This is a genomic window from Cupriavidus sp. HMR-1 (assembly GCF_000319775.1).
GTDB classification, from domain to species: domain Bacteria; phylum Pseudomonadota; class Gammaproteobacteria; order Burkholderiales; family Burkholderiaceae; genus Cupriavidus; species Cupriavidus metallidurans.
Genome location: NZ_ANKP01000236.1, coordinates 31,435 through 53,298, shown reverse-complemented (window position 1 = coordinate 53,298; position 21,864 = coordinate 31,435). Strand labels below are relative to the sequence as shown.

23 protein-coding genes and 1 pseudogene are annotated in these 21,864 nt (G+C 61.9%); 9 read left to right on the top strand and 15 right to left on the bottom strand.

The features are described 5' to 3' along the window. Window positions 1-42: 42 nt before the first annotated feature. From D769_RS24880 to D769_RS24860, 5 genes and pseudogenes are all read right to left on the bottom strand, one after another. A pseudogene (locus D769_RS24880) lies at window positions 43-192 on the bottom strand (MoaD/ThiS family protein); the annotation flags it as partial. A gap of 2 nt (window positions 193-194) precedes the next feature. Beyond that, a complete protein-coding gene (gene glp / locus D769_RS24875) occupies window positions 195-1,430 on the bottom strand; it encodes a gephyrin-like molybdotransferase Glp (protein ID WP_035882580.1) in 1,236 nt (411 codons plus the stop codon). A 153-nt stretch (window positions 1,431-1,583) separates the two neighbouring features. Then, window positions 1,584-3,029, bottom strand: coding sequence for a threonine synthase (gene thrC / locus D769_RS24870; protein WP_008650685.1), 1,446 nt, complete (start codon window positions 3,027-3,029; stop codon window positions 1,584-1,586). 28 nt (window positions 3,030-3,057) lie between these two features. Then, the gene (locus tag D769_RS24865; RefSeq protein WP_008650684.1) at window positions 3,058-4,368 is read right to left on the bottom strand and encodes a homoserine dehydrogenase; all 1,311 of its coding nucleotides are present in this window, start codon (window positions 4,366-4,368) and stop codon (window positions 3,058-3,060) included. Window positions 4,369-4,418: 50 nt separating this feature from the next. Further along, a complete protein-coding gene (locus D769_RS24860) occupies window positions 4,419-5,648 on the bottom strand; it encodes a pyridoxal phosphate-dependent aminotransferase (protein ID WP_008650683.1) in 1,230 nt (409 codons plus the stop codon). 307 nt (window positions 5,649-5,955) lie between these two features. Here D769_RS24860 and D769_RS24855 point away from each other — a divergent pair, with 307 nt between their 5' ends. The 5 genes from D769_RS24855 (at window position 5,956) to D769_RS24835 (ending at window position 10,374) form a co-directional block, all read left to right on the top strand. Beyond that, window positions 5,956-6,336 (top strand): Mth938-like domain-containing protein, encoded by a 381-nt coding sequence (locus D769_RS24855; protein ID WP_008650682.1) that lies wholly within the window; start codon window positions 5,956-5,958, stop codon window positions 6,334-6,336. Window positions 6,337-6,537: 201 nt separating this feature from the next. Continuing rightward, on the top strand, window positions 6,538-6,999 hold the full coding sequence (locus D769_RS24850) for a peroxiredoxin (protein ID WP_008650681.1): 462 nt from the start codon (window positions 6,538-6,540) through the stop codon (window positions 6,997-6,999). A gap of 346 nt (window positions 7,000-7,345) precedes the next feature. Next, window positions 7,346-9,040 carry a PhoH family protein gene (locus D769_RS24845; protein WP_008650680.1) on the top strand — a complete coding sequence of 565 codons (1,695 nt, stop codon included), beginning with the start codon at window positions 7,346-7,348 and terminating at the stop codon, window positions 9,038-9,040. A 161-nt stretch (window positions 9,041-9,201) separates the two neighbouring features. After that, window positions 9,202-9,678: a hypothetical protein gene (locus D769_RS24840; protein ID WP_008650679.1), complete on the top strand. Its 477-nt coding sequence runs from the start codon at window positions 9,202-9,204 to the stop codon at window positions 9,676-9,678. A gap of 48 nt (window positions 9,679-9,726) precedes the next feature. After that, entirely contained in the window at window positions 9,727-10,374 is a 648-nt protein-coding gene (locus D769_RS24835) for a C40 family peptidase (protein WP_035882576.1), read from the top strand. A gap of 60 nt (window positions 10,375-10,434) precedes the next feature. Here D769_RS24835 and D769_RS24830 read toward each other — a convergent pair whose 3' ends face one another. The 8 genes from D769_RS24830 to D769_RS24795 all read right to left on the bottom strand — a co-directional run bounded on the left by D769_RS24830 (window position 10,435) and on the right by D769_RS24795 (window position 16,326). Next, complete coding sequence (locus D769_RS24830) at window positions 10,435-11,445, bottom strand: inorganic phosphate transporter (protein WP_008650677.1); 1,011 nt, start codon at window positions 11,443-11,445, stop codon at window positions 10,435-10,437. A 13-nt stretch (window positions 11,446-11,458) separates the two neighbouring features. Beyond that, window positions 11,459-12,085 carry a DUF47 domain-containing protein gene (locus tag D769_RS24825; RefSeq protein ID WP_008650676.1) on the bottom strand — a complete coding sequence of 209 codons (627 nt, stop codon included), beginning with the start codon at window positions 12,083-12,085 and terminating at the stop codon, window positions 11,459-11,461. Window positions 12,086-12,235: 150 nt separating this feature from the next. Then, window positions 12,236-13,627, bottom strand: coding sequence for a replicative DNA helicase (locus D769_RS24820; protein ID WP_008650675.1), 1,392 nt, complete (start codon window positions 13,625-13,627; stop codon window positions 12,236-12,238). 120 nt (window positions 13,628-13,747) lie between these two features. Next, the gene (gene rplI, locus D769_RS24815) at window positions 13,748-14,200 is read right to left on the bottom strand and encodes a 50S ribosomal protein L9 (RefSeq protein WP_008650674.1); all 453 of its coding nucleotides are present in this window, start codon (window positions 14,198-14,200) and stop codon (window positions 13,748-13,750) included. 30 nt (window positions 14,201-14,230) lie between these two features. Beyond that, the gene (rpsR, locus tag D769_RS24810; RefSeq protein WP_006163606.1) at window positions 14,231-14,509 is read right to left on the bottom strand and encodes a 30S ribosomal protein S18; all 279 of its coding nucleotides are present in this window, start codon (window positions 14,507-14,509) and stop codon (window positions 14,231-14,233) included. 3 nt (window positions 14,510-14,512) lie between these two features. After that, complete coding sequence (priB, locus tag D769_RS24805) at window positions 14,513-14,812, bottom strand: primosomal replication protein N (protein ID WP_008650673.1); 300 nt, start codon at window positions 14,810-14,812, stop codon at window positions 14,513-14,515. Window positions 14,813-14,832: 20 nt separating this feature from the next. After that, the gene (gene rpsF / locus D769_RS24800) at window positions 14,833-15,207 is read right to left on the bottom strand and encodes a 30S ribosomal protein S6 (RefSeq protein ID WP_008650672.1); all 375 of its coding nucleotides are present in this window, start codon (window positions 15,205-15,207) and stop codon (window positions 14,833-14,835) included. A gap of 117 nt (window positions 15,208-15,324) precedes the next feature. Further along, window positions 15,325-16,326, bottom strand: coding sequence for an asparaginase (locus D769_RS24795; protein ID WP_040011238.1), 1,002 nt, complete (start codon window positions 16,324-16,326; stop codon window positions 15,325-15,327). Between the two features lie 205 nt (window positions 16,327-16,531). Between D769_RS24795 and lexA the strand changes: the two genes are divergently transcribed. Beyond that, entirely contained in the window at window positions 16,532-17,188 is a 657-nt protein-coding gene (gene lexA, locus D769_RS24790) for a transcriptional repressor LexA (protein ID WP_008650670.1), read from the top strand. A gap of 123 nt (window positions 17,189-17,311) precedes the next feature. Beyond that, on the top strand, window positions 17,312-17,485 hold the full coding sequence (locus D769_RS32460) for a hypothetical protein (protein ID WP_008650669.1): 174 nt from the start codon (window positions 17,312-17,314) through the stop codon (window positions 17,483-17,485). A 116-nt stretch (window positions 17,486-17,601) separates the two neighbouring features. On the opposite strand, the gene D769_RS24785 is transcribed toward D769_RS32460, so the two are convergent. Then, the gene (locus D769_RS24785; protein WP_035882643.1) at window positions 17,602-17,877 is read right to left on the bottom strand and encodes a hypothetical protein; all 276 of its coding nucleotides are present in this window, start codon (window positions 17,875-17,877) and stop codon (window positions 17,602-17,604) included. Window positions 17,878-18,146: 269 nt separating this feature from the next. On the opposite strand from D769_RS24785, the gene D769_RS24780 reads away from it, so the two are divergent. Further along, window positions 18,147-19,763 (top strand): bifunctional aspartate transaminase/aspartate 4-decarboxylase, encoded by a 1,617-nt coding sequence (locus D769_RS24780; RefSeq protein ID WP_008650666.1) that lies wholly within the window; start codon window positions 18,147-18,149, stop codon window positions 19,761-19,763. A gap of 55 nt (window positions 19,764-19,818) precedes the next feature. Continuing rightward, window positions 19,819-21,504: an aspartate-alanine antiporter gene (gene aspT, locus D769_RS24775; protein ID WP_008650662.1), complete on the top strand. Its 1,686-nt coding sequence runs from the start codon at window positions 19,819-19,821 to the stop codon at window positions 21,502-21,504. Window positions 21,505-21,582: 78 nt separating this feature from the next. On the opposite strand, the gene D769_RS31415 is transcribed toward aspT, so the two are convergent. Beyond that, window positions 21,583-21,792: a DUF3079 domain-containing protein gene (locus D769_RS31415; RefSeq protein WP_008650658.1), complete on the bottom strand. Its 210-nt coding sequence runs from the start codon at window positions 21,790-21,792 to the stop codon at window positions 21,583-21,585. Window positions 21,793-21,864 lie beyond the last annotated feature (72 nt).

Genomic DNA, 21,864 nt, shown 5'->3' with positions numbered 1-21,864 from the left:
CCGCGACCTGCTGGCGGAGCAAGCTTATGCACAGGTGCACGCCGAAATCGTCTCGGCCCAGGCGCCGCCGCGTCCGCGCAGCCATGCGCGCAGGTCGCCAACCGTGCGGACCTCGGCGGGCACCTCGGCACGTTCGGCGCCCTGCCCCACCTGTTCGCGCACGCTGGCGAAGTATCGGAGTTCTAGTTGCATGATCAGGCCAGCAAACTGGCAAATGGAATGAACTGCACAACGTCGCCGCGCCGGATGGTCTGGTTCGGCGGATTGTCGATCAGGCCATCGCCCCACACGGTGGACGTCAGCACGCCTGAGCTCTGGTTCGGAAACAGATCGAGGCCGCCCGCATCGTTGACGCGCGCACGCAGAAATTCGTTGCGGCGGTCGCCGCGCGGCAGATCGAAATCCGCACGCAGCGGCAGACGACGCGGCGTCACATCCGCGACGCCCTGCAGACGCAGGATGAACGGGCGCACGAACAGCAGGAACGTAACGAAGCTCGACACGGGATTTCCCGGCAGGCCCAGGAAAAACGCGGGCAGCTCGGTGCCGTTGGCCACCTGCCCGAAGGCCAGCGGCTTGCCCGGCTTGATCGCGATCTGCCAGAGGTCCAGCCGACCTTCCGCTGTGACGGCCGGACGGATATGGTCTTCCTCGCCTACCGATACGCCGCCCGACGTGATGATCAGGTCGTTGCCCTCGGCGGCGCGGCGCAACGTATCGCGCGTGGCCGCCAGCGTGTCCGGGACGATACCGAAGTCGGTCACTTCGCAGCCGAGGTTCTCCAGCAGACCGCGCAGCGTGAACCGGTTCGAGTTGTAGATCGCGCCGGGCTTGAGCGGCTCGCCGGGCATCGCCAGTTCGTCGCCGGTAAAGAACACGGCCACGCGCACGCGGCGGACCACGTCGAGCTTTGCCTGTCCCACCGACGCGGCCAGGCCCAGCGCCTGCGGCGACAGGCGTGTGCCGGCGGGCAGGATCTCGCTGCCGGCCTCGATATCCTCGCCAGCACGGCGAATCCACTCGCCCGATGCCGGTACATGATTGACGATCACCGCGTCGCCATCGGCCTGGCACTGCTCCTGCATCACCACCGCATCGGCGCCGGGCGGAATCAGGCCGCCGGTAAAGATGCGCGCCGCGGTACCCGGGGCCAGTTCGGTGCCCACGTGGCCCGCCGGTATCCGTTGCGAGACTGGCAGCCGCGTGCCCGGCTCCGGCACATCGGCGGCACGCATCACGTAGCCGTCCATCGACGTGTTATCGGCAGGCGGCACGCGCAACGCGCTGGTGACCCCGGCCGCCAGCACCCGGCCGTTGGCCTGCAGCGTATCGACAGTTTCAGAATCGGTGATCGGGCGAACGCCGGCCATCAGGGCATCGAGCGCCTGGGCCATCGTCAGCATCGGAGGGCGCGCAGCAGTCTGGGTCATGGGATGCGTATGGGATTCAGGTTGGCTCCAAATGAAACAGCCCCCGGGCCGGGAAGCCTGGGGGCCGTGGCAGCGGAGCCCGGCAAACCCGATTGTAGCGAGTTGGCGCCGGACCGGCCGATCCTGCTGTGATAAGGGCTATTCGCCCTTCGATCACAAACCGGTGTGCTGGGCGATATACGCCTTCACGCGGTCCGCGTCGGCCGGCATCACCTCGAAGCGTTGCGGCAGCTTCTCGATACCGTCGAACGCAGCCGGACGCTCCGGTTCATGACCCAAAGCCTCGTGGATGGTTTCGGAGAACTTGGCCGGCAGCGCGGTTTCCAGTACCACCATTGGCACGCCCGGCTGCAGGTGCTCACGCGCCACCTTTACGCCATCGGCGGTATGGGTGTCGATCGTCACGCCATAGCGTTGGTTCACGTCTCGGATCGTCGCCAGACGGTCCTGGTGCGAGCTGCGGCCGGACACAAAGCCAAACTGGCCGATGCGCGCGAAGTCCGGCGTGCCGGCCAGATCGAAGCCACCCTTGGTGTCGACGTCGCGGAACAGCGCCACCAGCTTGTCGGCGTCCTGACCCAGCAGATCGAACACGAAACGCTCGAAGTTCGATGCCTTCGAGATGTCCATGCTCGGGCTCGACGTGTGGTACGTCTGGGCCGAGGTCCGCACGCGATACGTGCCGGTGCGGAAGAACTCGTCCAGCACGTCGTTTTCGTTGGTGGCCACCACGAGCTTGTCGATCGGCAGGCCCATCATGCGCGCGATGTGGCCGGCGCAGACGTTGCCGAAATTGCCCGACGGCACGCAGAACGACACCTTCTGTCCCGGACCGCTGGTCGCCAGCATCCAGCCCTTGAAGTAGTACACGACCTGGGCGACCACACGGGCCCAGTTGATCGAGTTGACCGTGCCAATGCGCTGGCGCGCCTTGAACGCATGATCGTTCGAGACGGCCTTGACGATGTCCTGCGCGTCGTCGAACACGCCTTCGATCGCGATATTGAAGATGTTCGGGTCCTGCAGGCTGAACATCTGGGCGGTCTGGAACGCGCTCATCTTGCGGTGCGGGCTCAGCATGAACACGCGAATGCCTTCCTTGCCGCGCATCGCGTATTCGGCCGCGCTGCCGGTATCGCCGGAAGTCGCGCCAAGGATGTTCAGCTTCAGGCCCGCGCGCTTGAGCGCGTACTCGAACAGGTTGCCCAGCAACTGCATCGCCATGTCCTTGAAGGCCAGCGTCGGGCCGTTGGACAGGCCCAGCAGTTGCAGCTTCGTGCCGCCCTCTTCGCCCAGTGTGCGCAACGGCGTAATGTCGGCGGTGTTGTCGCCGGCCCGCGCGTTGCAGTACACGTCCGCCGTGTAGGTCTTGCGCGTCAGCGCGCGCAGGTCCTCGGCGGGGATGTCGTCACAGAAGCGCGACAGCACCTCGAACGCCAGGTCGGCGTACGGGAGCTTGCGCCAGGCTTCGAGTTCCTCGGCCGTGATCTGCGGGTACTGCTTGGGCAGGTACAAGCCGCCATCGGGCGCCAGGCCACCGAGCAGGATCTCGGAGAACGATTGCGGCACGTCATGGCCGCGCGTCGACTGGTAATTCATGAGGCGAGTCAGGTCCGTCTGTCAGCTATCAGTTCAGTTCTTCCATGCGCAGGCGCGTGACCGGCGACAGCACGGTCTGGAGCGCTTCGATGCTGCGAATGGCGGCATTGACGTGCTTCTCGCGCGTCAGGTGCGTCAGGATGATGATGTCGGTCTGCGGCTCGCCTTCGCGCGATTCCTTCTGCAGCATCGCGTCGATGCTGATGCCGGCTTCGGCCAGGATGCGCGTGATCTCGGCAAGCACGCCGGTCTCGTCCGACACACGCATGCGCAAGTAGTACGAACTGGTGACTTCGTCGATCGGCAGCACGGGCACGTTCGACAGCTCGTCCGGCTGGAATGCCAGGTGCGGTACGCGGTGGTTCGGATCGGCGGTGTGCAGACGGGTCACGTCGACCAGATCGGCAATCACGGCCGAGGCGGTCGGCTCGGCGCCGGCGCCCTTGCCGTAGTACAGCGTGGCGCCCACGGCATCGCCCTGCACCAGCACGGCGTTCATCGCGCCTTCCACGTTGGCGATCAGGCGCGAGGCCGGCACCAGCGTCGGGTGCACGCGCAGCTCCACGCCTTCGTCGCGGCGGCGGGTGATACCGAGCAGCTTGATGCGATAGCCCAGTTCCTCGGCGTACTTGATATCGATGGCCGACAGCTTGGTGATGCCTTCCACGTGGGCGCGGTCGAACTGCACCGGCATCCCGAATGCGATCGCGCTCATCAGCGTGACCTTGTGCGCGGCGTCGATGCCTTCGATATCGAAGGTCGGATCGGCCTCAGCGTAGCCCAGTTGCTGCGCTTCCTTGAGCACGGTATCGAAATCCAGACCCTTGTCGCGCATCTCGGACAGGATGAAGTTCGTCGTGCCGTTGATGATGCCGGCGATCCACTGGATGCGGTTCGCGGTCAGGCCTTCGCGCAGCGCCTTGATGATGGGAATGCCGCCTGCCACTGCCGCCTCGAAGGCGACGATCACGCCCTTCTTGCGCGCGGCTTCGAAAATCTCGTTGCCATGCACGGCCAGCAGCGCCTTGTTGGCGGTGACCACGTGCTTGCCGTTCTCGATCGCCTTGAGCACCAGCTCGCGGGCGATGCCGTAGCCGCCGATCAGCTCGATGACGATGTCGATGTCCGGACGCGTCACCACGTCGTTCGCGTCGCTGACGACGTCCACCGTCCCACCGGTCAGCTCGCGGGCGCGCTCGGTGTTAAGGTCAGCCACCACCGCAATCTCGATGCCGCGGCCTGCGCGGCGACGAATTTCCTCCTGATTGCGCTTGAGCACGTTGAACGTGCCGCTACCGACGGTACCGATGCCGAGAAGGCCGACTTTGATGGGATTCATGAACGTCTGACTCTGGTTTGCTTGATTCTGAAATGGGGACGTCCGGCGGCTCAGGCCGTACCGTGACGTTTGCGATAGCTTTCAAGGAAGCGGCCGACGCGGGTGATGGCCTCGCGCAGGTCTTCCTCGTGTGGCAGGAACACGATCCGGAAATGGTCCGGCGCGCCCCAGTTGAAGCCGGTACCCTGCACCAGCAGCACCTTCGATTCCTGCAGCAGTTCGTAAATGAACTCCTGATCGTCCTGGATCGGGTACATGGACAGGTCGAGCTTCGGGAACAGGTACAGCGCCGCCTTGGGCTTGACGCACGTAACGCCCGGAATCTTGGTAATCAGCTCATAGGCCAGATCGCGCTGGCGGCGCAGGCGGCCGCCTTCGGTCACGAGGTCGTTGATGCTCTGATACCCGCCCAGCGCCGTCTGGATCGCCCACTGGCCCGGCACATTGGCGCACAGGCGCATCGACGAGAGCATGTTCAGCCCTTCGATATAGTCGAGCGCGGGACGCTTGTCGCCCGACACCACCATCCAGCCCGCGCGGTAGCCGCACGAACGGTAGTTCTTAGACAGGCCGTTGAAGGTCACGGTCAGCACGTCCGTGGACAGCGAGCCGATCGACGTATGCGTATTGCCGTCGTACAGGACCTTGTCGTAGATCTCGTCGGCGAAGATGATCAGGCCGTGCTCGCGCGCGATGGCCACGATCTCCTTCAGCAGCTCGTCCGAATACAGCGCCCCGGTGGGATTGTTCGGGTTGATGATGACGATGCCGCGCGTGTTCGGGGTGATCTTGCGGCGGATATCGTCGAGGTCCGGCATCCACTCGTTGGCCTCGTCGCAAACATAGTGCACCGGCGTGCCGCCGGACAAGCTCACCGCGGCCGTCCACAGCGGGTAGTCGGGCGCCGGCACCAGCATTTCGTCGCCGCTGTTGAGCAGCGCGTTCATCGCCATCACGATCAGCTCGGACGCGCCGTTGCCCACATAGATGTCGTCCAGCCCCACGCCCTGGATCTTCTTTTCCTGGGTGTAGTGCATGATCGCCTTGCGTGCGGCGAAGATGCCCTTGGAGTCCGAATAACCCGCCGAATTGGGCAGGTTGCGCATCATGTCCTGCTGGATCTCCTCCGGCGCGTCGAAGCCGAACACCGCCAGGTTGCCGATGTTCAGCTTGATGATCTTGTGCCCCTCTTCCTCCATTTGCTTGGCCTTTTCCAGCACCGGGCCGCGGATGTCATAGCAAACGTTCTGGAGCTTGTGCGATTTCTGGATGGGTTTCACGGCGGTGTTGGCGATGTCAGGGCAAGCTGCCGGTCTCTGGCGGCAGCGGAATCTGGGAATCTCTGGATTGTCCTGCGCGTCTGGCGGCGCGTCCGCAATGAGGCTCGCGAGGCGTGGCAGACCTGGAGGCAAAAGCTATAAGATATCGGATTATGACAGACTTCGGCACGGATTCTTGCATTGCGGCGAGCGTTTTGCCCTCCCGCGCGCACGATCCTGCCACCAACCCGTCGCCAGTCTCCCGCTACGGCCCCCCTTCTGCACCGGGTGGCTCGCCGGACACATCCCGACGGCATGAGGCCCCCACTTGAAACTCCACGCCGACCAACCCCAGAGCCTCAATACCGTGACCGGCTACGGTCCCGGCTATATAGAAATCAATGCGATCCGGCACGAAACGGCGGTGCTCGTGATGCCCGAAGGCAGCGTCGAACCATGGCCGGTCAGCCGTTTCGAGGACCTGGAACCCGCCCATTTCGAAGCCTTGCTGCAAAAATCGCCCGAAGTCGTGCTGCTGGGCACCGGCAGCACGCTGCGCTTTCCCCACCCGCGCCTGACCGCCGCCCTCTCCCGCCTGCATATCGGCGTGGATGCAATGGACTTGCAGGCCGCATGCCGCACCTACAATATCCTCATGGCCGAGGGCCGCAAGGTTGCGGCGGTGCTGCTGGTGGAGCCGGCTGCCTGACTGGCCGGCGCACGGCATCAGGCAGCCTGACGTGCCAGCGCGTGCCACCGGGGCCCGGGATTCCCGCCGGGTTCGGTTTACGCCACGCTTGAAGTCCGTAGAACTGCCCCAATCTGCACTCGCCATGGCCGCAAAGCCCGAGACCGACATCGGGCTGCCGCCGTCACCGATGATGCACGCCATCCCAGGAGAGCCAACAGCATGACCGTCAGTCTCAACAAGGCCATTCCCGACTTCCAGGCCCCCGCCACCGGTGGGGACTTCCGCCTTGCCGACCAGCGCGGCAAGACCACGGTGCTGTACTTCTACCCGAAGGACAACACGCCGGGTTGCACAACGGAGGCGATGAACTTCCGCGACCAGTACGAAGATTTCGAGAAGGCTGGCGCCGCGGTTTACGGCATCTCTCGCGACAGCATGAAGTCGCACGAGAACTTCAAGGCCAAGCTGGAGTTGCCGTTCGAACTGATCTCGGACGCCGACGAGGCGATCTGCCAGCTCTTCGATGTCATCAAGATGAAAAAGATGTATGGCAAGGACGTGCGCGGCATCGAGCGCAGTACGTTCATCCTCGATGCCAAGGGTGTCCTGCGCCACGAGATGCGCGGCATCAAGGTGCCGAATCACGTGGACGAAGTGCTGGAGATCGTCAAGGGGATGTGACCGGAGGCATCCTCGCGACAGTGATGCAACAGTGACGCAACGATGCGTTTTCGCCTGATTGCCAAACCGGAATCGTTCGGGTAGATTGGGTCGTAATGCGTTCAGATCCCAGTTGCCACGCTGCCGTATCGGTCCAGCCCAGCAGGCTCAGTCCCCGGGCTGGTAGCGGACCTGCCGCGTCGCGGGTCCGCAAGCAAGCCGCCATCCCTGTCCACCAGGTCTGGCGGCTTTTTTGTTTGTCCACGCCCTCAACCTCACTCTACGGTTTTCCGGTTTTCTGCCGTTCGTTGGCGTTGACGCGCCAGCCATTCCGCCCCCGTCTGTTCCCCTGAAAGGAAAGCCAAGCATGCCGCTGCCTACCATGCCCGCCAAGCCTGCCCAACTGCTGGACCCGAGCGAGTTCGCCCCGGTCACACTGCCCAAGGCCAAAGTCGCGCAGGGTAAGAAACCTGTGCCGGCCCTCGAGCGTGTGGCATTGCTCGAGACCGGCGACACCAATGCGCCTGCCACCGCGCGCGCTGGCAGCACCACCCGGGCCAAGACCACCGATACCCCGGCATCTACCAAGGCTCCGGCCGCGACGCCAGCCGTCAGCCTGGTCCAGCCCGCCGCCAGTCCCACGCGCCGCGCGCGCAAGGCCACCGGCCCGAGCAAGCTGTTCGTCCTCGACACCAACGTGCTGATGCACGATCCGTCGTCGCTGTTCCGCTTCGAAGAGCATGACATCTATCTGCCGATGATGACGCTCGAGGAACTGGACAACCACAAGAAAGGCATGAGCGAAGTCGCGCGTAACGCGCGCACGGTCAGCCGTACGCTGGACCAGCTCGTGGGAGGCACCGACGGTGTGCTCGACGAAGGGCTGCCGCTGGCCAAGCTCGGCAATCGCGACGCCCAGGGCAAGCTGTTCTTCCAGACGCGCCTGAACGACATCAAGCTGCCGGAAGGCCTGCCGCAAGGCAAGGCGGACAACCAGATCCTTGCGGTGGTGAGCGCCCTGCAGCAGCAGTACCCGGACCGCCAGGTCGTGCTGGTGTCGAAAGACATCAACATGCGTATCAAGGCGCGCGCCCTGGGCCTGCCCGCCGAGGACTACTTCAACGACCAGGTCCTGGAGGACAAGGACCTGCTCTACTCGGGCGTGCTTCAGTTGCCCAACGATTTCTGGGCCAAGCACGGCAAAGGCGTGGAAAGCTGGCAGGATCCAAAGTCCGGCACGATGTTCTATCGCCTGACCGGGCCGCTGGTGCCGTCGTTCCTGGTCAACCAGTTCGTCTACCTGGAGCCGATGGATGGCAGCCTGCCGCTCTACGCGCAGGTCAAGGAGATCAACGGCAAGACCGCCCTGCTGCAGACGCTGAAGGACTACACCCACAACAAGAACAATGTGTGGAGCGTGGTAGCCCGCAATCGCGAGCAGAACTTCGCGCTGAACTTGCTGATGAGCGCGGACGTGGACTTCGTCACGCTACTCGGCCAGGCTGGCACCGGCAAGACGCTGCTGGCGCTTGCAGCCGGCCTGGAGCAGGTGCTGGACCAGAAACTCTACAACGAGATCATCGTCACGCGCGCCACCGTGCCCGTGGGCGAGGATATCGGATTCCTGCCCGGCACCGAGGAAGAGAAGATGCAGCCCTGGATGGGCGCGTTCGACGACAACCTCGAGGTACTGCAGAAGAGCGACGACAGCGCGGGCGAGTGGGGCCGTGCCGCCACGCAGGAGTTGATCCGTTCGCGCATCAAGGTCAAGAGCATGAACTTCATGCGCGGCCGCACCTTCGTGAACAAGTTCGTGATCATCGACGAGGCGCAGAACCTGACGCCGAAGCAGATGAAAACACTGGTCACGCGGGCGGGCCCTGGCACGAAGATCGTCTGTCTGGGCAACATCGCGCAGATCGACACGCCTTACCTGACCGAAGGTTCGTCCGGCCTGACGTACGTGGTGGACCGATTCAAGGGCTGGAGCCACAGCGGTCATGTAACGCTGGCGCGCGGGGAACGCTCGCGCCTGGCCGACCACGCCGCTGACGTACTGTAGGATCGGAGCTTGCAACGCCAAGCCCGCGGCTCTGGCCATCCAGACCGCGGGCGGCACGCTGCCGGGCGTGGCAACGCGAACGGCGTCGGTGTCCTGCTGACAGCAAGGACCACATGGCCCGGTTATGATTTCCGGGTGCACATGTCAACACGGAGGCGTCGATGGACAAGCAGGAAGCGTTCAATCGGTATCTCTCGAACAGCAGAACGCTGTTCTCGCGAACTGCCCGCGTAACGCGGCGCAGGCGCGTCATCGCGGCAACACTAGTGGGTATGGCCGTGACGATTGGGGCCGCACTGTGCCCCGCATTTGCTGCCGACGAGATGGTGATTCGCACCATGGGCCCTGTCAGCTACGTCTGTGGCGGCATTGCCGCGGATGAACGCGCGAAACTGGCGGCTCAGGAAAAGAACTTCAACATAGGTGTCCTGTTCACCCAGGGTGATGGCGAATACCTGTCCGACGTTGACGTAAAGATGACACTGGAAGGCCAGCCCGTGGCCAATTTCAAGGCCGGCGGCCCTCGCTGCCTCATACGTGCGCCCGAAGGCAGCTACAATATCGAGGCCAGTTACAAGGGTCAGACAAAGTCCATCAAGATCACCACCGGCACGCGTAACGCGCAATTGCGCTGGTAGGCAATCGTGGGAATGGACGCATGACCCGGCAACCGAATCAGAAGAAGGATGCCGCAGCGCCCGTTTCACTCACCCTCTCGCCGGCTTTCACTATCCGCACTGTGCGCCGCGGCACTGCTGCTCGCCGCCTGCGCCGGCGGGCCGCCTGTACGTCAGGGCGCGTCGCTGCCCCGCACACCGGGCAAGCCAATCGTCGATCCCAGCGCCGGACTCGAGGAAATCTCAATTCAGGCAATGTCCCTCGTTGGCACGCCATACCGCTACGGCGGAAACACGCCTGACTCCGGATTCGATTGCAGCGGCCTGGTCCGTTACGTGGTCCAGCGCGCCGCCAGCGTCAACCTGCCGCGCACCACCGAGCAGATGGGACAACGTGGCACGTCACTCGATCGGCGCGATGTCGCTTCGGGCGATCTTGTCTTCTTCAACACGACGGGGCGCGCCAACTCTCATGTCGGCATCTACGTCGGACAGAATCGCTTTGTCCACGCCCCGGCCACCGGTGGCACCGTCCGGCTGGAAGACATGACCAAGTCGTACTGGGCGTCGCGCTACAACGGCGCACGGCGTGTCGTGGCCGCCGGCAGCCTCGATATGACCCCGGTTCCCAGCCCGGTCCCTTCGGCCCCAGCCACCCCACTCACCCCGCCCACCCCGGACGACGACGATCCGATTGCCGCATTCGCAAACCGGTAAACGAACAAGCCAGGCACGAAGCCTGGCTTGTCACTGGGATTCCGCTCGCGCTTGCCAGCGTTACAGAATCTGCTTACCGATCCACCAGGCAATGGCGGACATAAATGCCGAGGCCGGAATCGTCAGGACCCAGGCCCACACGATGTTGCCCGCCACGCCCCAGCGCACGGCCGACATCTTCTGAGCCGAGCCAACGCCGACGATCGCACCGGTGATCGTATGTGTGGTCGACACCGGCACACCCAGCGCGGAAGCAATGAACAGCGTGATCGCACCGCCCGTCTCCGCACAGAAGCCACCCACCGGCTTCAGCTTGGTGATCTTCTGACCCATCGTGCGCACGATCCGCCAACCGCCGAATAGCGTGCCCATACCGATGGCCAGGTAGCAGCTCACAATCACCCACATCGGCGGTGCAGCGCCACCCACTGCGACATGACCGCTGGCAATCAACAGCATCCAGATAATGCCGATGGTCTTCTGCGCGTCATTACCGCCATGACCCAGGCTGTAGAGCGACGCCGACACCAGTTGCAGGCGACGGAACCAGCGATCCACGCGCGACGGCGGCGTGCGGAAGAACGTCCAGCCGACGATCACCATCATGATCGAACCCAGGATGAAGCCGAGCAGCGGCGAGATCAGGATAAACGCGACGGTCTTGAGCAGGCCGTTGCCGACCAGCGCGCCCGTGCCTGCCTTGGCCACCGCGGCACCCACCAGCCCGCCGATCAGGGCATGCGAGGACGACGAAGGGATGCCATACAGCCAGGTAATCACGTTCCAGGCAATCGCCCCAACTAAGGCACCAAAAATCACGTAATGATCGACGATATTGACGTCGATGGTTCCGGTACCGACTGTGGCTGCCACCTTGAGGTGGAAAATAAAGATGGCGATCACGTTGCACATGGCCGCCATGGCCACGGCATGGTGCGGCTTGAGCACGCCCGTGGAAACCACCGTGGCGATCGAGTTGGCCGCGTCGTGGAAGCCGTTCATGAAGTCGAACAGCAGCGCAAGCGCGACCAACAGGCCGATCACCCACAAGCTCATTTGAACAGTATGCATGCGAGTACGCGCCTCAGGCGTTTTCCAGGACGATGCCTTCGATGATGTTGGCCACGTCCTCGCACTTGTCGGTAATGGACTCGAGCTGTTCGTAGATCGCCTTCAGCTTGATCAGACGCTTGACGTCGGTTTCCTCGCGGAACAGCTTCGACATCGCCGAGCGCATCACACGATCGGCCTCGGATTCGAGCTGGTCGATCTGCTGCGTGGTCTTCAGGATCGCACTGGCGTTGCCCATGTCTTCGAGCAGCGCAACGGCAATCTTCACCTGATCGCAGCACTGCACGCAGATCGCCGCCAGACGACGGGCCTCGTCGGTCAGGCTCGTCACGTCGTACAGCGAAATCGTCTCGGCCACATCCTCCATCAGGTCCAGGATGTCATCCATGGTCGTGATGAGCTTGTGAATCTCGTCGCGGTCCAGCGGGGTGATGAACGTCTTGTGCAGCAGGTCGATCGTGTCATGCGTGACGCGGTCCGCCTTCTTTTCGGTGGCCTGCACGCGCCGGGCATGGGCTTCGGCGTTGGGCAGGTCGTTGACCAGCGCCTCCAGCTCATGGGCTGCAGTCACCGCGCAATCGGCGTGCTGGTTGAAATATTCGAAGAACTTGCCCTCAGTGGGCATGAATCGACCGAACATGAAATGTCCTTGTGGCGCGCCTCAGGGCCGCGCTTGGTTGTTTTGCAAATGGGATGCAGGGCAAATTGCATGACAGCCGCGCGAGGGCGGCTGTCATCAAAGCGCAATATTTTACAGGTATGCGCCGCCCTGCGGGGTAATCACGGCGAATCAGGTGTCGTTGTCAAAGAACGCCGGGCCACCGCTAAAGTTGTCAAACTTCGTAAATTGACCCAGGAACGTGAGCCTAACGGTGCCGATTGGACCGTTACGCTGCTTGCCGATGATGATCTCGGCCGTGCCCTTGTCTTGCGAATCCGGGTTGTAAACTTCGTCGCGATAGATGAACAGAATCACGTCGGCATCCTGTTCGATAGCGCCCGACTCTCGCAAGTCGGACATCACGGGGCGCTTGTTCGGGCGCTGTTCCAGACTGCGGTTCAGCTGCGACAAGGCAATGACCGGGCAGTTGAGCTCCTTGGCCAACCCCTTCAGCGAACGCGAGATCTCCGAGATCTCGGTGGCACGGTTCTCGCCGCTACCCGAACCCGACATCAGCTGGAGGTAATCGATGATGATCAGGCCAAGCTGCCCGCATTGCCGCGCCAGACGGCGGGAACGGGCACGCAACTCCATGGGATTCAGCGCCGGCGTCTCATCGATGAACAACTGCGCGTCGTTCATGCGCTGAATCGAGTGCGTCAAGCGCGGCCAGTCCTCGTCGAGCAGTCGACCGGTACGCAGGCGATGCTGATCGAGGCGCCCCACCGAGCCCAGCATACGCATGGCCAACTGGACGCCCGCCATTTCCATCGAGAAGACCGCTACAGGCAGCCCCTGCTCGACGGCCACGTGCTCGCCAATATTCAGTGAGAATGCCGTCTTACCCATCGAGGGGCGTCCCGCCACGATGATCAGATCCCCCGCCTGCATACCACTGGTCATGCGGTCGAGGTCGATGAAACCGGTGGGTACGCCGGTCACATCGCTGGTGGAGTCACGGTGGTAAAGCTCGTCGATCCGCTCGACCACCTGCGTCAGCAGCGGCTGGATCTCCTGGAAGCCCTTCTGGCCACGCGCGCCCTCTTCGGCAATGGCGAATACTTTCGACTCGGCTTCGTCGAGCAGCTCGCGCACCTCACGCCCCTTGGGCGCGAAGGCCGCCGACGCGATGTCATCGGCGACGGTCACGAGCTTGCGCAGCACCGCACGTTCGCGCACGATTTCCGCGTAACGACGGATATTGGCCGCACTCGGCGTGTTTTGCGCCAGCGAGTTCAGGTAAGCCAGCCCTCCGACCTCCTCGGCCTTGCCGGCTCCCTGGAGCATCTCGAAGACAGTGATCACGTCGGCCGGCTTGGTCGCCGAGATCAGGCGGGCAATGCTCTGAAAGATCAGCCGATGGTCGAAACGATAGAAATCGGCTTCGGAAATGAAGTCGGCAATCCGGTCCCAGGCGGCGTTATCCAGCAGCAACCCGCCAAGTACCGATTGCTCGGCCTCGATGGAATGCGGTGGAACCTTGAGACTGTCTAGTTGGGGATCTGCGGCGGGCGCGTTCATGGGGGGCAATTATAGCGGCGCTGAAGGCCGCGCAAACAAAAAAGGCAGGAGCGCAGCTCCTGCCTTTTTGTGCATCGCGTACGCCAAACCGAGCTGGCGCACTGCTTCGCGGGGTACGGCTTAGACGTGCTCGCCCAGAACGGCCACGGTCACATCCACCACCACGTCGGTGTGCAGAGCAACGCTGACCGGGTGGTCGCCAACAACCTTCAGCGGGCCGGACGGCATGCGAACCTGAGCCTTCTCCAGCTTGAAGCCTTGGCCAGCCAGGGCTTCAGCGATGTCGGCGTTGGTCACCGAACCGAACAGACGGCCGTCCACACCCGACTTCTGGGTGATCTGGACGGTCAGGCCGTTCAGCTTCTCGCCTTCAGCTTGAGCGGCAGCCAGCTTTTCGGCGGCGGCCTTCTCCAGCTCGGCGCGCTTCACTTCGAATTCGGCGATGGCGCTTTGCGTTGCGCGGCGTGCGCGCTTGGTCGGGATCAGGAAGTTACGAGCGTAACCGTCCTTCACGCGAACGATGTCACCCAGGCTACCCAGGTTGATGACTTTTTCCAGCAGAATGACTTGCATCGTGTATTTCTCCTTGCGGTCCTGGGACTATCAGTTCTTGTGCAGGTCGGTGTACGGCATCAGCGCCAGGAAGCGGGCGCGCTTGATGGCCGTATCCAGCTGACGCTGATAGTGAGCCTTGGTACCGGTCAGGCGAGCCGGCGTGATCTTGCCGTTGTCGCCGATGAAGTCCTTCAGCGTGTCCAGATCCTTGTAGTCGATCTGTTCGACGCCAGCCACGGTGAAACGGCAGAAGCGCTTGCGCTTGAACAGCGGGTTCTGTTGCTGAAAGCGCTTCTTGTTCTTGTTGTCACGTTTGACGAATGCCATGATTCAATCCTTTTCGAATGCTTTACATCGAGTGATGTGAAAGACCAGTGTCCTGCTGTTGCGGTGCTTGCGGGCCAGAAAGCCTTCGCAATCGAGCAGCGTATCGAGCGGCAACCGCTCAAGCTGCTGACCAATGGCGCCAATGCCCATGGCCACGATTGCGAACTCCACCTGCCGGGGCGTTTCCGCCTCCAGCGCCTCGCCGGCATGCTGCAGAATGCAGTTGACGACGGGCACTCCGGCCGGCGTATAGCGCAACGCCTCTCGCTCGACGAGCGTGGCGATCAGCCGAAGCTGGTTCACCGCGACATAGCAGTCCGCTCTCAGGCGGGCTGGCCTTCCGTGGTCGTTTGCGCGGCCTTGCGGGCTTCTTCGCGCTGCACTTCCTTCATCATCGGCGAAGGAGCAGTCTCGGCCTTCTTGGTCTGAACGATCAGGTGACGCAGCACGGCGTCGTTGAACTTGAACGCGTGTTCGAGTTCAGCCAGCGTGTCCTTGCCGCATTCGATGTTCAGGCAAACGTAGTGAGCCTTGGCCAGCTTCTGGATCATGTAGGCCATTTGACGACGGCCCCAGTCTTCCACGCGGTGAATCTGGCCGTTTTGCGACGTGACGAGCTGCTTGTAACGCTCGATCATCGCCGGCACTTGTTCACTCTGGTCCGGATGGACGATAAATACGATTTCGTAATGACGCATTGACGCTCCTTTTGGGATGAGCCACCCGGGCGTCACGTCCGGTGCGGCAAGGTTGAGTAGCCCGCGAGTATAGCCCGGAAAGGGGCCTTCCCGCAAGAATTCGGCGCCCGGCCTGCCTCAGTACCGCTCGAAGAGCGCCTGAAGCCGGGCCGCATCGCGCCCCAGCGAAGGGTCGTCAGCCAACGCCAGCAGCAGCAGCACGCGCGCCTTGTAGGGGTTGAGGTCACCCGACGAGACGAATACGCCACCTATCGGTCGCGGCGGTGCGGGGATTGCCACATGACCAGCACCGGTACGCGAACTACGCGCCACCGCTATACCACATGCCGCGGCGTCGACCAGCGCGGCCGTCAGCGTTTCGTGCACGGAACCGTTGCCAGCCGCGGCCACGACGAACCCTAGCACGCCTGCGGCCACCATCGCGTCGATAGCTACCCTCCCCGGCTGCGCATAGCTGGCGACGATCTCCACCAACGGCCATACAGCGGGCACCGGCAAGCGCGGCGCCTGACCAGGACCCGGGGTGCGCGAGAAATGGACGTAGGTATCCTGCACAAAGCCAAGCGGACCGGCAACTGGCGAATGGAAAGCATCGACAGCCGACGTATGCGCCTTGACGACATCACGCGCGGCATGAATCTGCTGATTCAGGACCACGAGCACACCCTTGCCAACCGCCGCCGGGCTTGCCGCCACGCGCACCGCATCGAGCAGGTTCAGCGGCCCGTCAGCCGAAAGCGATGTCGATGGGCGCATGGCCGCAGTCATCACGACAGGCAACGGGCAAGCCTGCGTCAGATGCAGGAACATCGCCGTCTCTTCCAGCGTGTCAGTGCCATGTGTGATCACGATTCCGGCGACATCGGCCTGCGCGGACCAATACCCGATTCGCGCGGCAAGCAACCGCCAGAGATCGAACATCATGTCCTTGCTGTCCACCTGCGCCACCTGCTCCGCTTCGACCCGCGCCACATCTGCCAGCGCGGGCACTGCCTGCACAAGTTGCGATACAGGTACTGTCGCAGCCTGATAGTGCGCGCTACTGGCAGGATTAGCGGACGAACCGGCGATGGTGCCGCCAGTCGCGAGCACAACGATACGAGGCAGGAGTACGGACATGGACGGGGTTGACGGAGCTTGAAGGCGGGCCGATTGTAACTGCGCGAACGCCTGGCCGAACCCGTGGCAAACCCGTGGGCCTCACCCCACGGAACTACTCGTGTTGAGCCGGCTGCGCAAAATGTGCTTGCACTTCACCCGATACTGTATAAAATCACAGCATACTGTTTAAACATACAGTGCTTCGGCACAAGACCTGCGACCCATGGCGACCCTGACACCCCGGCAGCAGCAGATTTTCGACCTGATCCGCGACACGATCCGCAACACGGGCTTTCCGCCCACTCGTGCTGAGATCGCCGCCGAATTCGGCTTCTCCTCCCCCAATTCGGCCGAGGAACACCTGCGGGCTCTGGCGCGCAAGGGCGTGATCGAGCTGACGCCGGGCGCATCGCGAGGCATTCGCCTGAAGGTGACGCGTAGCGACTCTGAACGACCCGATCAGTTCTCGTTACCGATGGCGGGTGTGCTGCAACTGACATTGCCATTAGTCGGTCGTGTCGCAGCTGGCAGCCCGATTCTGGCTGCCGAGCATATCGACCGGCAGTATCAAGTCGATGCCTCTGTCTTTGACGAGCGCCCCGACTATCTACTTCGCGTTCGCGGCCTGAGCATGCGCGACGCCGGCATTCTGGATGGCGACCTGCTTGCCGTGAAGAAAGCCAGCGAAGCTGCGAACGGTAAGGTTGTCGTCGCCCGTCTGGGCGATGACGTCACCGTCAAACGCTTGAAGAAACGCGGCGATACGATCGAGTTGATCGCCGAGAACCCCGACTTCCAGAACATCGTCTTGCATGCAGGACGTGATGAGTTCTCCCTGGAGGGTATCGCAGTTGGCCTGATCAGATCTTCAGGCTTCTGACTCTCCGGACCCAGGCAGCTGGCCACCTGCCCCGGTCACCCGCTTTTGCTTTGCCAACGCCGCCCTGTCCTTTACGGACGACGGGTGCGGACTTCTGCTGAACGCAAATTACGAGGTGTTGCCATGCTGCAATCCGAAACCGTCGCATCCCGCCGTCCGGTCAAGCCGGTCCCCTTCCGCCAGATCAAGGGCGTTCGCGTCTACCAGGGCACCCATCGCCGCACCATGGTCGGCAATATGGCCGCCATCTGCCGAATGCTCGAGCTTGCTGAACCCTCCTCGAAAACTCTTGATTGAGGCAGCCCGCTCTCTTCTGTCACCATGCACTGCAGCGCATTGCTGCATGTACGGGCGATGATGGCCCCGGGACCCGACGCTGATCGGGGCCCGACCATCATCAATCTGACTCGACATTAATCGGCCAACGGCGCGCCGAACCAATCGGACGCGAGGTCTGCCTCAAAGGCAGCCAGCCAGGTCGCAGCCCCGCCAGCGCCTCCTTTGTATTTCTGCAACTGACCGCCGACCACGCGTTCGACAGTCACCATATCCGCAGCAGCCCCCTCCCCCGGATTGAGCGCGTTCGCAACCGCGAATTCGAAATCCTCGGGGACGAATCCGTGCCTGGCGCAAATGGACTCCAGAGCCTCCCGCACATCGGGAGAGAGTTCGTGAAATCTGAGCGTCATCCTTCTCCTCCGCAGCATCTGCAATTCCTGATCTTTACAGATTACTTGCCCGATTTCGCGACGTCGCGCATTTTCCTAGCCATTCGTAGTTCTTTGGGCCAATGAAAATTTCTCGCTCTCCGGCTAGGGTAACAACCGAGAACGTCGATCGTGGCGGAAAGCGCCAACCCAGCATGGTTTTGCCCCATTCGATCCGACGATGACGAGAGGTTGAAGCCTTTCGTCCCTCCCACGCCCCTATACCGCACAGCACCTTCAGGAGATGCACGATGGCCAAGCACGATACGTCAGGGCTCGCCAGCCTGTCGCCTTTCGAACTCAAGGACGAACTCATCAAGTTGGCAGGAAGCGTATCGAATCGCCTGATGCTAAACGCCGGGCGAGGTAATCCGAATTTTCTGGCAACCATCCCGCGACATGGTTTCTGGCAGCTCGGCCAGTTCGCCATGATCGAATCGGAAAGGTCATTTTCGTATTTGCCAGAAGGTGTCGGCGGTTTCCCGCGACGCGCAGGTATCGAGGAGCGGTTCGACCTTTATGCCCGCGTGCACAAGGACGTTCCCGGCGTCAAGTTCCTGACCGGGGCCGTATCGTATGTGCGCGACCAGCTCGGTCTGGATGGCGGTGATTTCCTGTACGAAATGTGCGAAGGGATCCTGGCCTGCAACTATCCGGTTCCCGACCGGATGCTCCGACTGAGCGAGAAGATCGTCAAACAGTACATCCGCAAGGAAATGATTGGCGCGCATCCGTTCCTGGGCGATTTCGACCTGTACGCCGTGGAAGGCGGAACCGCCGCGATGACGTACCTCTTCAATTCGTTGAAGGTCAATCATCTGATCAATCCCGGTGACACGATCGCACTGGGAATGCCGATCTTCACGCCGTATATCGAAATTCCGGAACTGGCCGAATACCACCTGACCGAGGTTTCGATCGATGCCGACCCCGCAAGTGGATGGCAGTACCCGAAGAAGGAACTCGACAAGCTGCGAGATCCCAAGGTTAAGGCGTTTTTCCTGGTGAACCCCAGCAATCCGCCTTCCGTAAAAATGAGCGATGAAAGCCTGAAATACATCGCCAGCATCGTTGAAGAACGCCCAGATCTGATTCTCCTGACAGACGATGTGTACGGTACCTTCGCCGACAATTTCGTCTCGCTGTTTGCGATGTGTCCCAAGAACACGCTCCTGGTGTATTCGTACTCCAAGTACTTCGGTGCCACTGGCTGGCGCCTCGGCGTTATTGCCACCCACAAGTCGAATCTCTTCGACGAGCAACTGGCGAACCTACCCAAGAATATTCAGAAGGATCTGAACAAGCGCTATTCCTCCATCACCACCGAACCGGAGAAGCTGCCCTTTATCGACCGAGTGGTTGCCGACAGCCGCACGGTGGCACTGAACCATACCGCCGGTCTTTCCACGCCGCAGCAGGTGCAGATGGTGCTGTTCTCCCTGTTCTCGCTGATGGATTCCGCCGACCACTACAAGCAAACCATGAAGCGGCTGATCAGAAGCCGCAAGGCCGCGCTCTATCGCGGCATGGGCGTTGCGCCGGAACCCGTCGACGAGAACGTGGTCGACTACTACACGCTGCTCGATGTCGAACAAATGAGCCGCGAAGTCGGCGCCGATTTCGTCAAATGGTTGCTCGAATCGATTCAGCCGCATGAGCTCCTGTTCAGACTCGCTGAGGAAGCCGGCGTGGTCCTGTTGCCTGGCGGTGGCTTCGGCACCCGTCACCCCTCTGGTCGCGTTTCGCTCGCCAATCTGAATGAAGAGGACTACGTGAAGATCGGGCGCTCGGTGCGCAAGCTGCGCGACGAATATCTGGCGCGATACCAGGAGTCCGGCGGCAAGACGCAGAAGCCGAAAAAGAAATAACCCGGTCGCGGCAAGGCAGTTCTGACTAATCAGTCTACAAATACAGGAGTAGGCTATGACCTGGTTTGTCTCCACCCTCAAGGCGTACCCCGAGATCGCGATTTTTCTCGCACTGGGAATCGGCTACTGGGTAGGCGGGAAGAGCTACAAGGGGTTCAGCCTGGGCGCCGTGACATCGACGCTGCTGGTGGCGATCGTCATCGGCATCCTCGGCGTGAAGATCTCCGCGAACGTGAAATCCGTCTTTTTCCTGATGTTTCTGTTTGCGGTGGGCTATGGCGTCGGCCCGCAGTTCGTTCGCGGCATTGCGAAGGATGGCATTCCCCAAGCCATTTTTGCTGCGATAGTCGCGGTGCTGTGTCTCGCCGCATCAATCATTGCGGCGATGGTCGCCGGATACGATCTCGGGTCGGCAGCCGGATTGTTTGCGGGTTCGCAGACAATCTCGGCTTCCATGGGTCTCGCCACTGATGCCATCAATCGCCTGGGCCGATCTCCGGAAGAGGCCAAACAGCTTCTGGACGGCATGCCGATCGCCTATGCGGTCACGTATATCTTCGGTACAGTCGGCTCGGCAATTCTCCTGGCGCAGATCGGCCCCAAACTGCTTGGCATCGACCTTGTAGCTGCCTGCAAGGATTATGAGCAGCAACTTGGAGCCGGAGCAGACGGAGAAGGCACCGAATGGCATGAGTTTGAGCTGCGAGCCTACGCGCTGGCCCCCCACAGCCCATACATCGGCAAGTCCGTAGCCGAACTGGAGGCCAGCACGGCCGAAGGCGTACGCGCCTTTATCGAACGCATTCGCCGAGGCGGCAAGATTATCGAGGCACAACTCGATACCGTTCTGGAGCCTGGCGATATCGTCGCAATAGGCGGAAAGCGCGATCAACTGATTGCCAGACTGGGACCAAGCGGCCGGGAAGTGGAAGACTCAGAACTGCTCAATGTGCAGACGGAGGGTGTGGACATCTATATCACCAACAAGGAGGTTGATGGCCACACGCTGCAGGAGATGTCTCGGTGGCCCGGTGCGCGTGGAATTTTCCTGAAGAAGATCAAGCGCGGACCAACGGAAACAGTCATCCCCGTACTGCCGAAAACCAAGCTCTACCGCGGTGACGTCATCACCGTGGTCGGCCGCACGCAGGACATCAATGCAACGGCAAAGCATGTCGGATATATCGACCGCCCGACGACGGTGACCGACGTGGCATTCGTGTCGCTGGCGATTACCGTCGGCGCATTTATCGGCGCCATCGTGATCAACGTCGCCGGTATTCCCCTGACGCTTTCCACGGCAGGTGGCGCGCTGATCGCGGGTATTATCTTCGGTTGGTACCGGGCCATTCACCCGACTTTCGGACGCATACCTGAACCGACTCTTTGGTTCATGAACTCGGTTGGCCTCAATGTGTTCATCGCGGTCGTCGGTATTTCCGCGGGCCCTGGCTTTATTGCCGGCCTGCAGAAACTCGGTGTCAGCCTCTTCCTCTGGGGTATTTTCGCCACATCGGTTCCGCTGATTATCGGCATGTACCTGGCCAAGTACGTCTTCCGCTTTCATCCGGCACTCGTGCTTGGAGTCTGTGCCGGCGCGCGCACAACCACTGCTGCGCTCGGCATGATCTGCGAGACGGCAAAAAGCCAAGTGCCAGGCCTTGGATATACCGTGACCTACGCTGTGGGCAACACCCTGCTGACAATCTGGGGGATGGTCGTCATCATGATACTTTCATGAGCGTTTGCGCCGCTCAAGCTGCATTTGGGCGGTGCAGACCGGCTTCAGGGGATTGAAGCGATCAAATCGACCGACTGGTTATCCAAGCCCGGTCTTTGCTGGGGCATCGAGTTGAGGCTCGATGCCCCAGTCGCCATGTAGATACCAATCTTCGCCGAGCAATTCGGCGGGGTGCTGTGTGCGGCTTGAGCCATTGCCACAGCCCATTGCATCGGTCGAACAGAATTTGTCGCACCCCCAGCACACGCGCTCCGGGTGTGCGGGATGCAGGGGAAACTTCTTAGCCATGACAAGCGAGAGAGGCTGTTGTCCGATGGCTTGATAGTAGCCCTGGCGAATCTGGACGTACGACTGATTGCG

What these genes read in the sequence shown, in the direction of transcription:
- glp (WP_035882580.1), bottom strand. Translation starts at nt 1,430, where the DNA reads ATGACCCAGACTGCTGCGCGCCCTCCGATGCTGACGATGGCCCAGGCG.
- D769_RS24840 (WP_008650679.1), top strand. Translation starts at nt 9,202, where the DNA reads ATGGACAAGCAGGAAGCGTTCAATCGGTATCTCTCGAACAGCAGAACG.
- D769_RS24850 (WP_008650681.1), top strand. Translation starts at nt 6,538, where the DNA reads ATGACCGTCAGTCTCAACAAGGCCATTCCCGACTTCCAGGCCCCCGCC.
- aspT (WP_008650662.1), top strand. Translation starts at nt 19,819, where the DNA reads ATGACCTGGTTTGTCTCCACCCTCAAGGCGTACCCCGAGATCGCGATT.
- thrC (WP_008650685.1), bottom strand. Translation starts at nt 3,029, where the DNA reads ATGAATTACCAGTCGACGCGCGGCCATGACGTGCCGCAATCGTTCTCC.
- rplI (WP_008650674.1), bottom strand. Translation starts at nt 14,200, where the DNA reads ATGCAAGTCATTCTGCTGGAAAAAGTCATCAACCTGGGTAGCCTGGGT.
- rpsR (WP_006163606.1), bottom strand. Translation starts at nt 14,509, where the DNA reads ATGGCATTCGTCAAACGTGACAACAAGAACAAGAAGCGCTTTCAGCAA.
- D769_RS24785 (WP_035882643.1), bottom strand. Translation starts at nt 17,877, where the DNA reads ATGACGCTCAGATTTCACGAACTCTCTCCCGATGTGCGGGAGGCTCTG.
- D769_RS31415 (WP_008650658.1), bottom strand. Translation starts at nt 21,792, where the DNA reads ATGGCTAAGAAGTTTCCCCTGCATCCCGCACACCCGGAGCGCGTGTGC.
- D769_RS24845 (WP_008650680.1), top strand. Translation starts at nt 7,346, where the DNA reads ATGCCGCTGCCTACCATGCCCGCCAAGCCTGCCCAACTGCTGGACCCG.
- D769_RS24825 (WP_008650676.1), bottom strand. Translation starts at nt 12,085, where the DNA reads ATGTTCGGTCGATTCATGCCCACTGAGGGCAAGTTCTTCGAATATTTC.
- lexA (WP_008650670.1), top strand. Translation starts at nt 16,532, where the DNA reads ATGGCGACCCTGACACCCCGGCAGCAGCAGATTTTCGACCTGATCCGC.
- D769_RS24830 (WP_008650677.1), bottom strand. Translation starts at nt 11,445, where the DNA reads ATGCATACTGTTCAAATGAGCTTGTGGGTGATCGGCCTGTTGGTCGCG.
- D769_RS24795 (WP_040011238.1), bottom strand. Translation starts at nt 16,326, where the DNA reads ATGTCCGTACTCCTGCCTCGTATCGTTGTGCTCGCGACTGGCGGCACC.
- D769_RS32460 (WP_008650669.1), top strand. Translation starts at nt 17,312, where the DNA reads ATGCTGCAATCCGAAACCGTCGCATCCCGCCGTCCGGTCAAGCCGGTC.
- D769_RS24780 (WP_008650666.1), top strand. Translation starts at nt 18,147, where the DNA reads ATGGCCAAGCACGATACGTCAGGGCTCGCCAGCCTGTCGCCTTTCGAA.
- rpsF (WP_008650672.1), bottom strand. Translation starts at nt 15,207, where the DNA reads ATGCGTCATTACGAAATCGTATTTATCGTCCATCCGGACCAGAGTGAA.
- D769_RS24835 (WP_035882576.1), top strand. Translation starts at nt 9,727, where the DNA reads ATGCCGCAGCGCCCGTTTCACTCACCCTCTCGCCGGCTTTCACTATCC.
- D769_RS24865 (WP_008650684.1), bottom strand. Translation starts at nt 4,368, where the DNA reads ATGAATCCCATCAAAGTCGGCCTTCTCGGCATCGGTACCGTCGGTAGC.
- D769_RS24820 (WP_008650675.1), bottom strand. Translation starts at nt 13,627, where the DNA reads ATGAACGCGCCCGCCGCAGATCCCCAACTAGACAGTCTCAAGGTTCCA.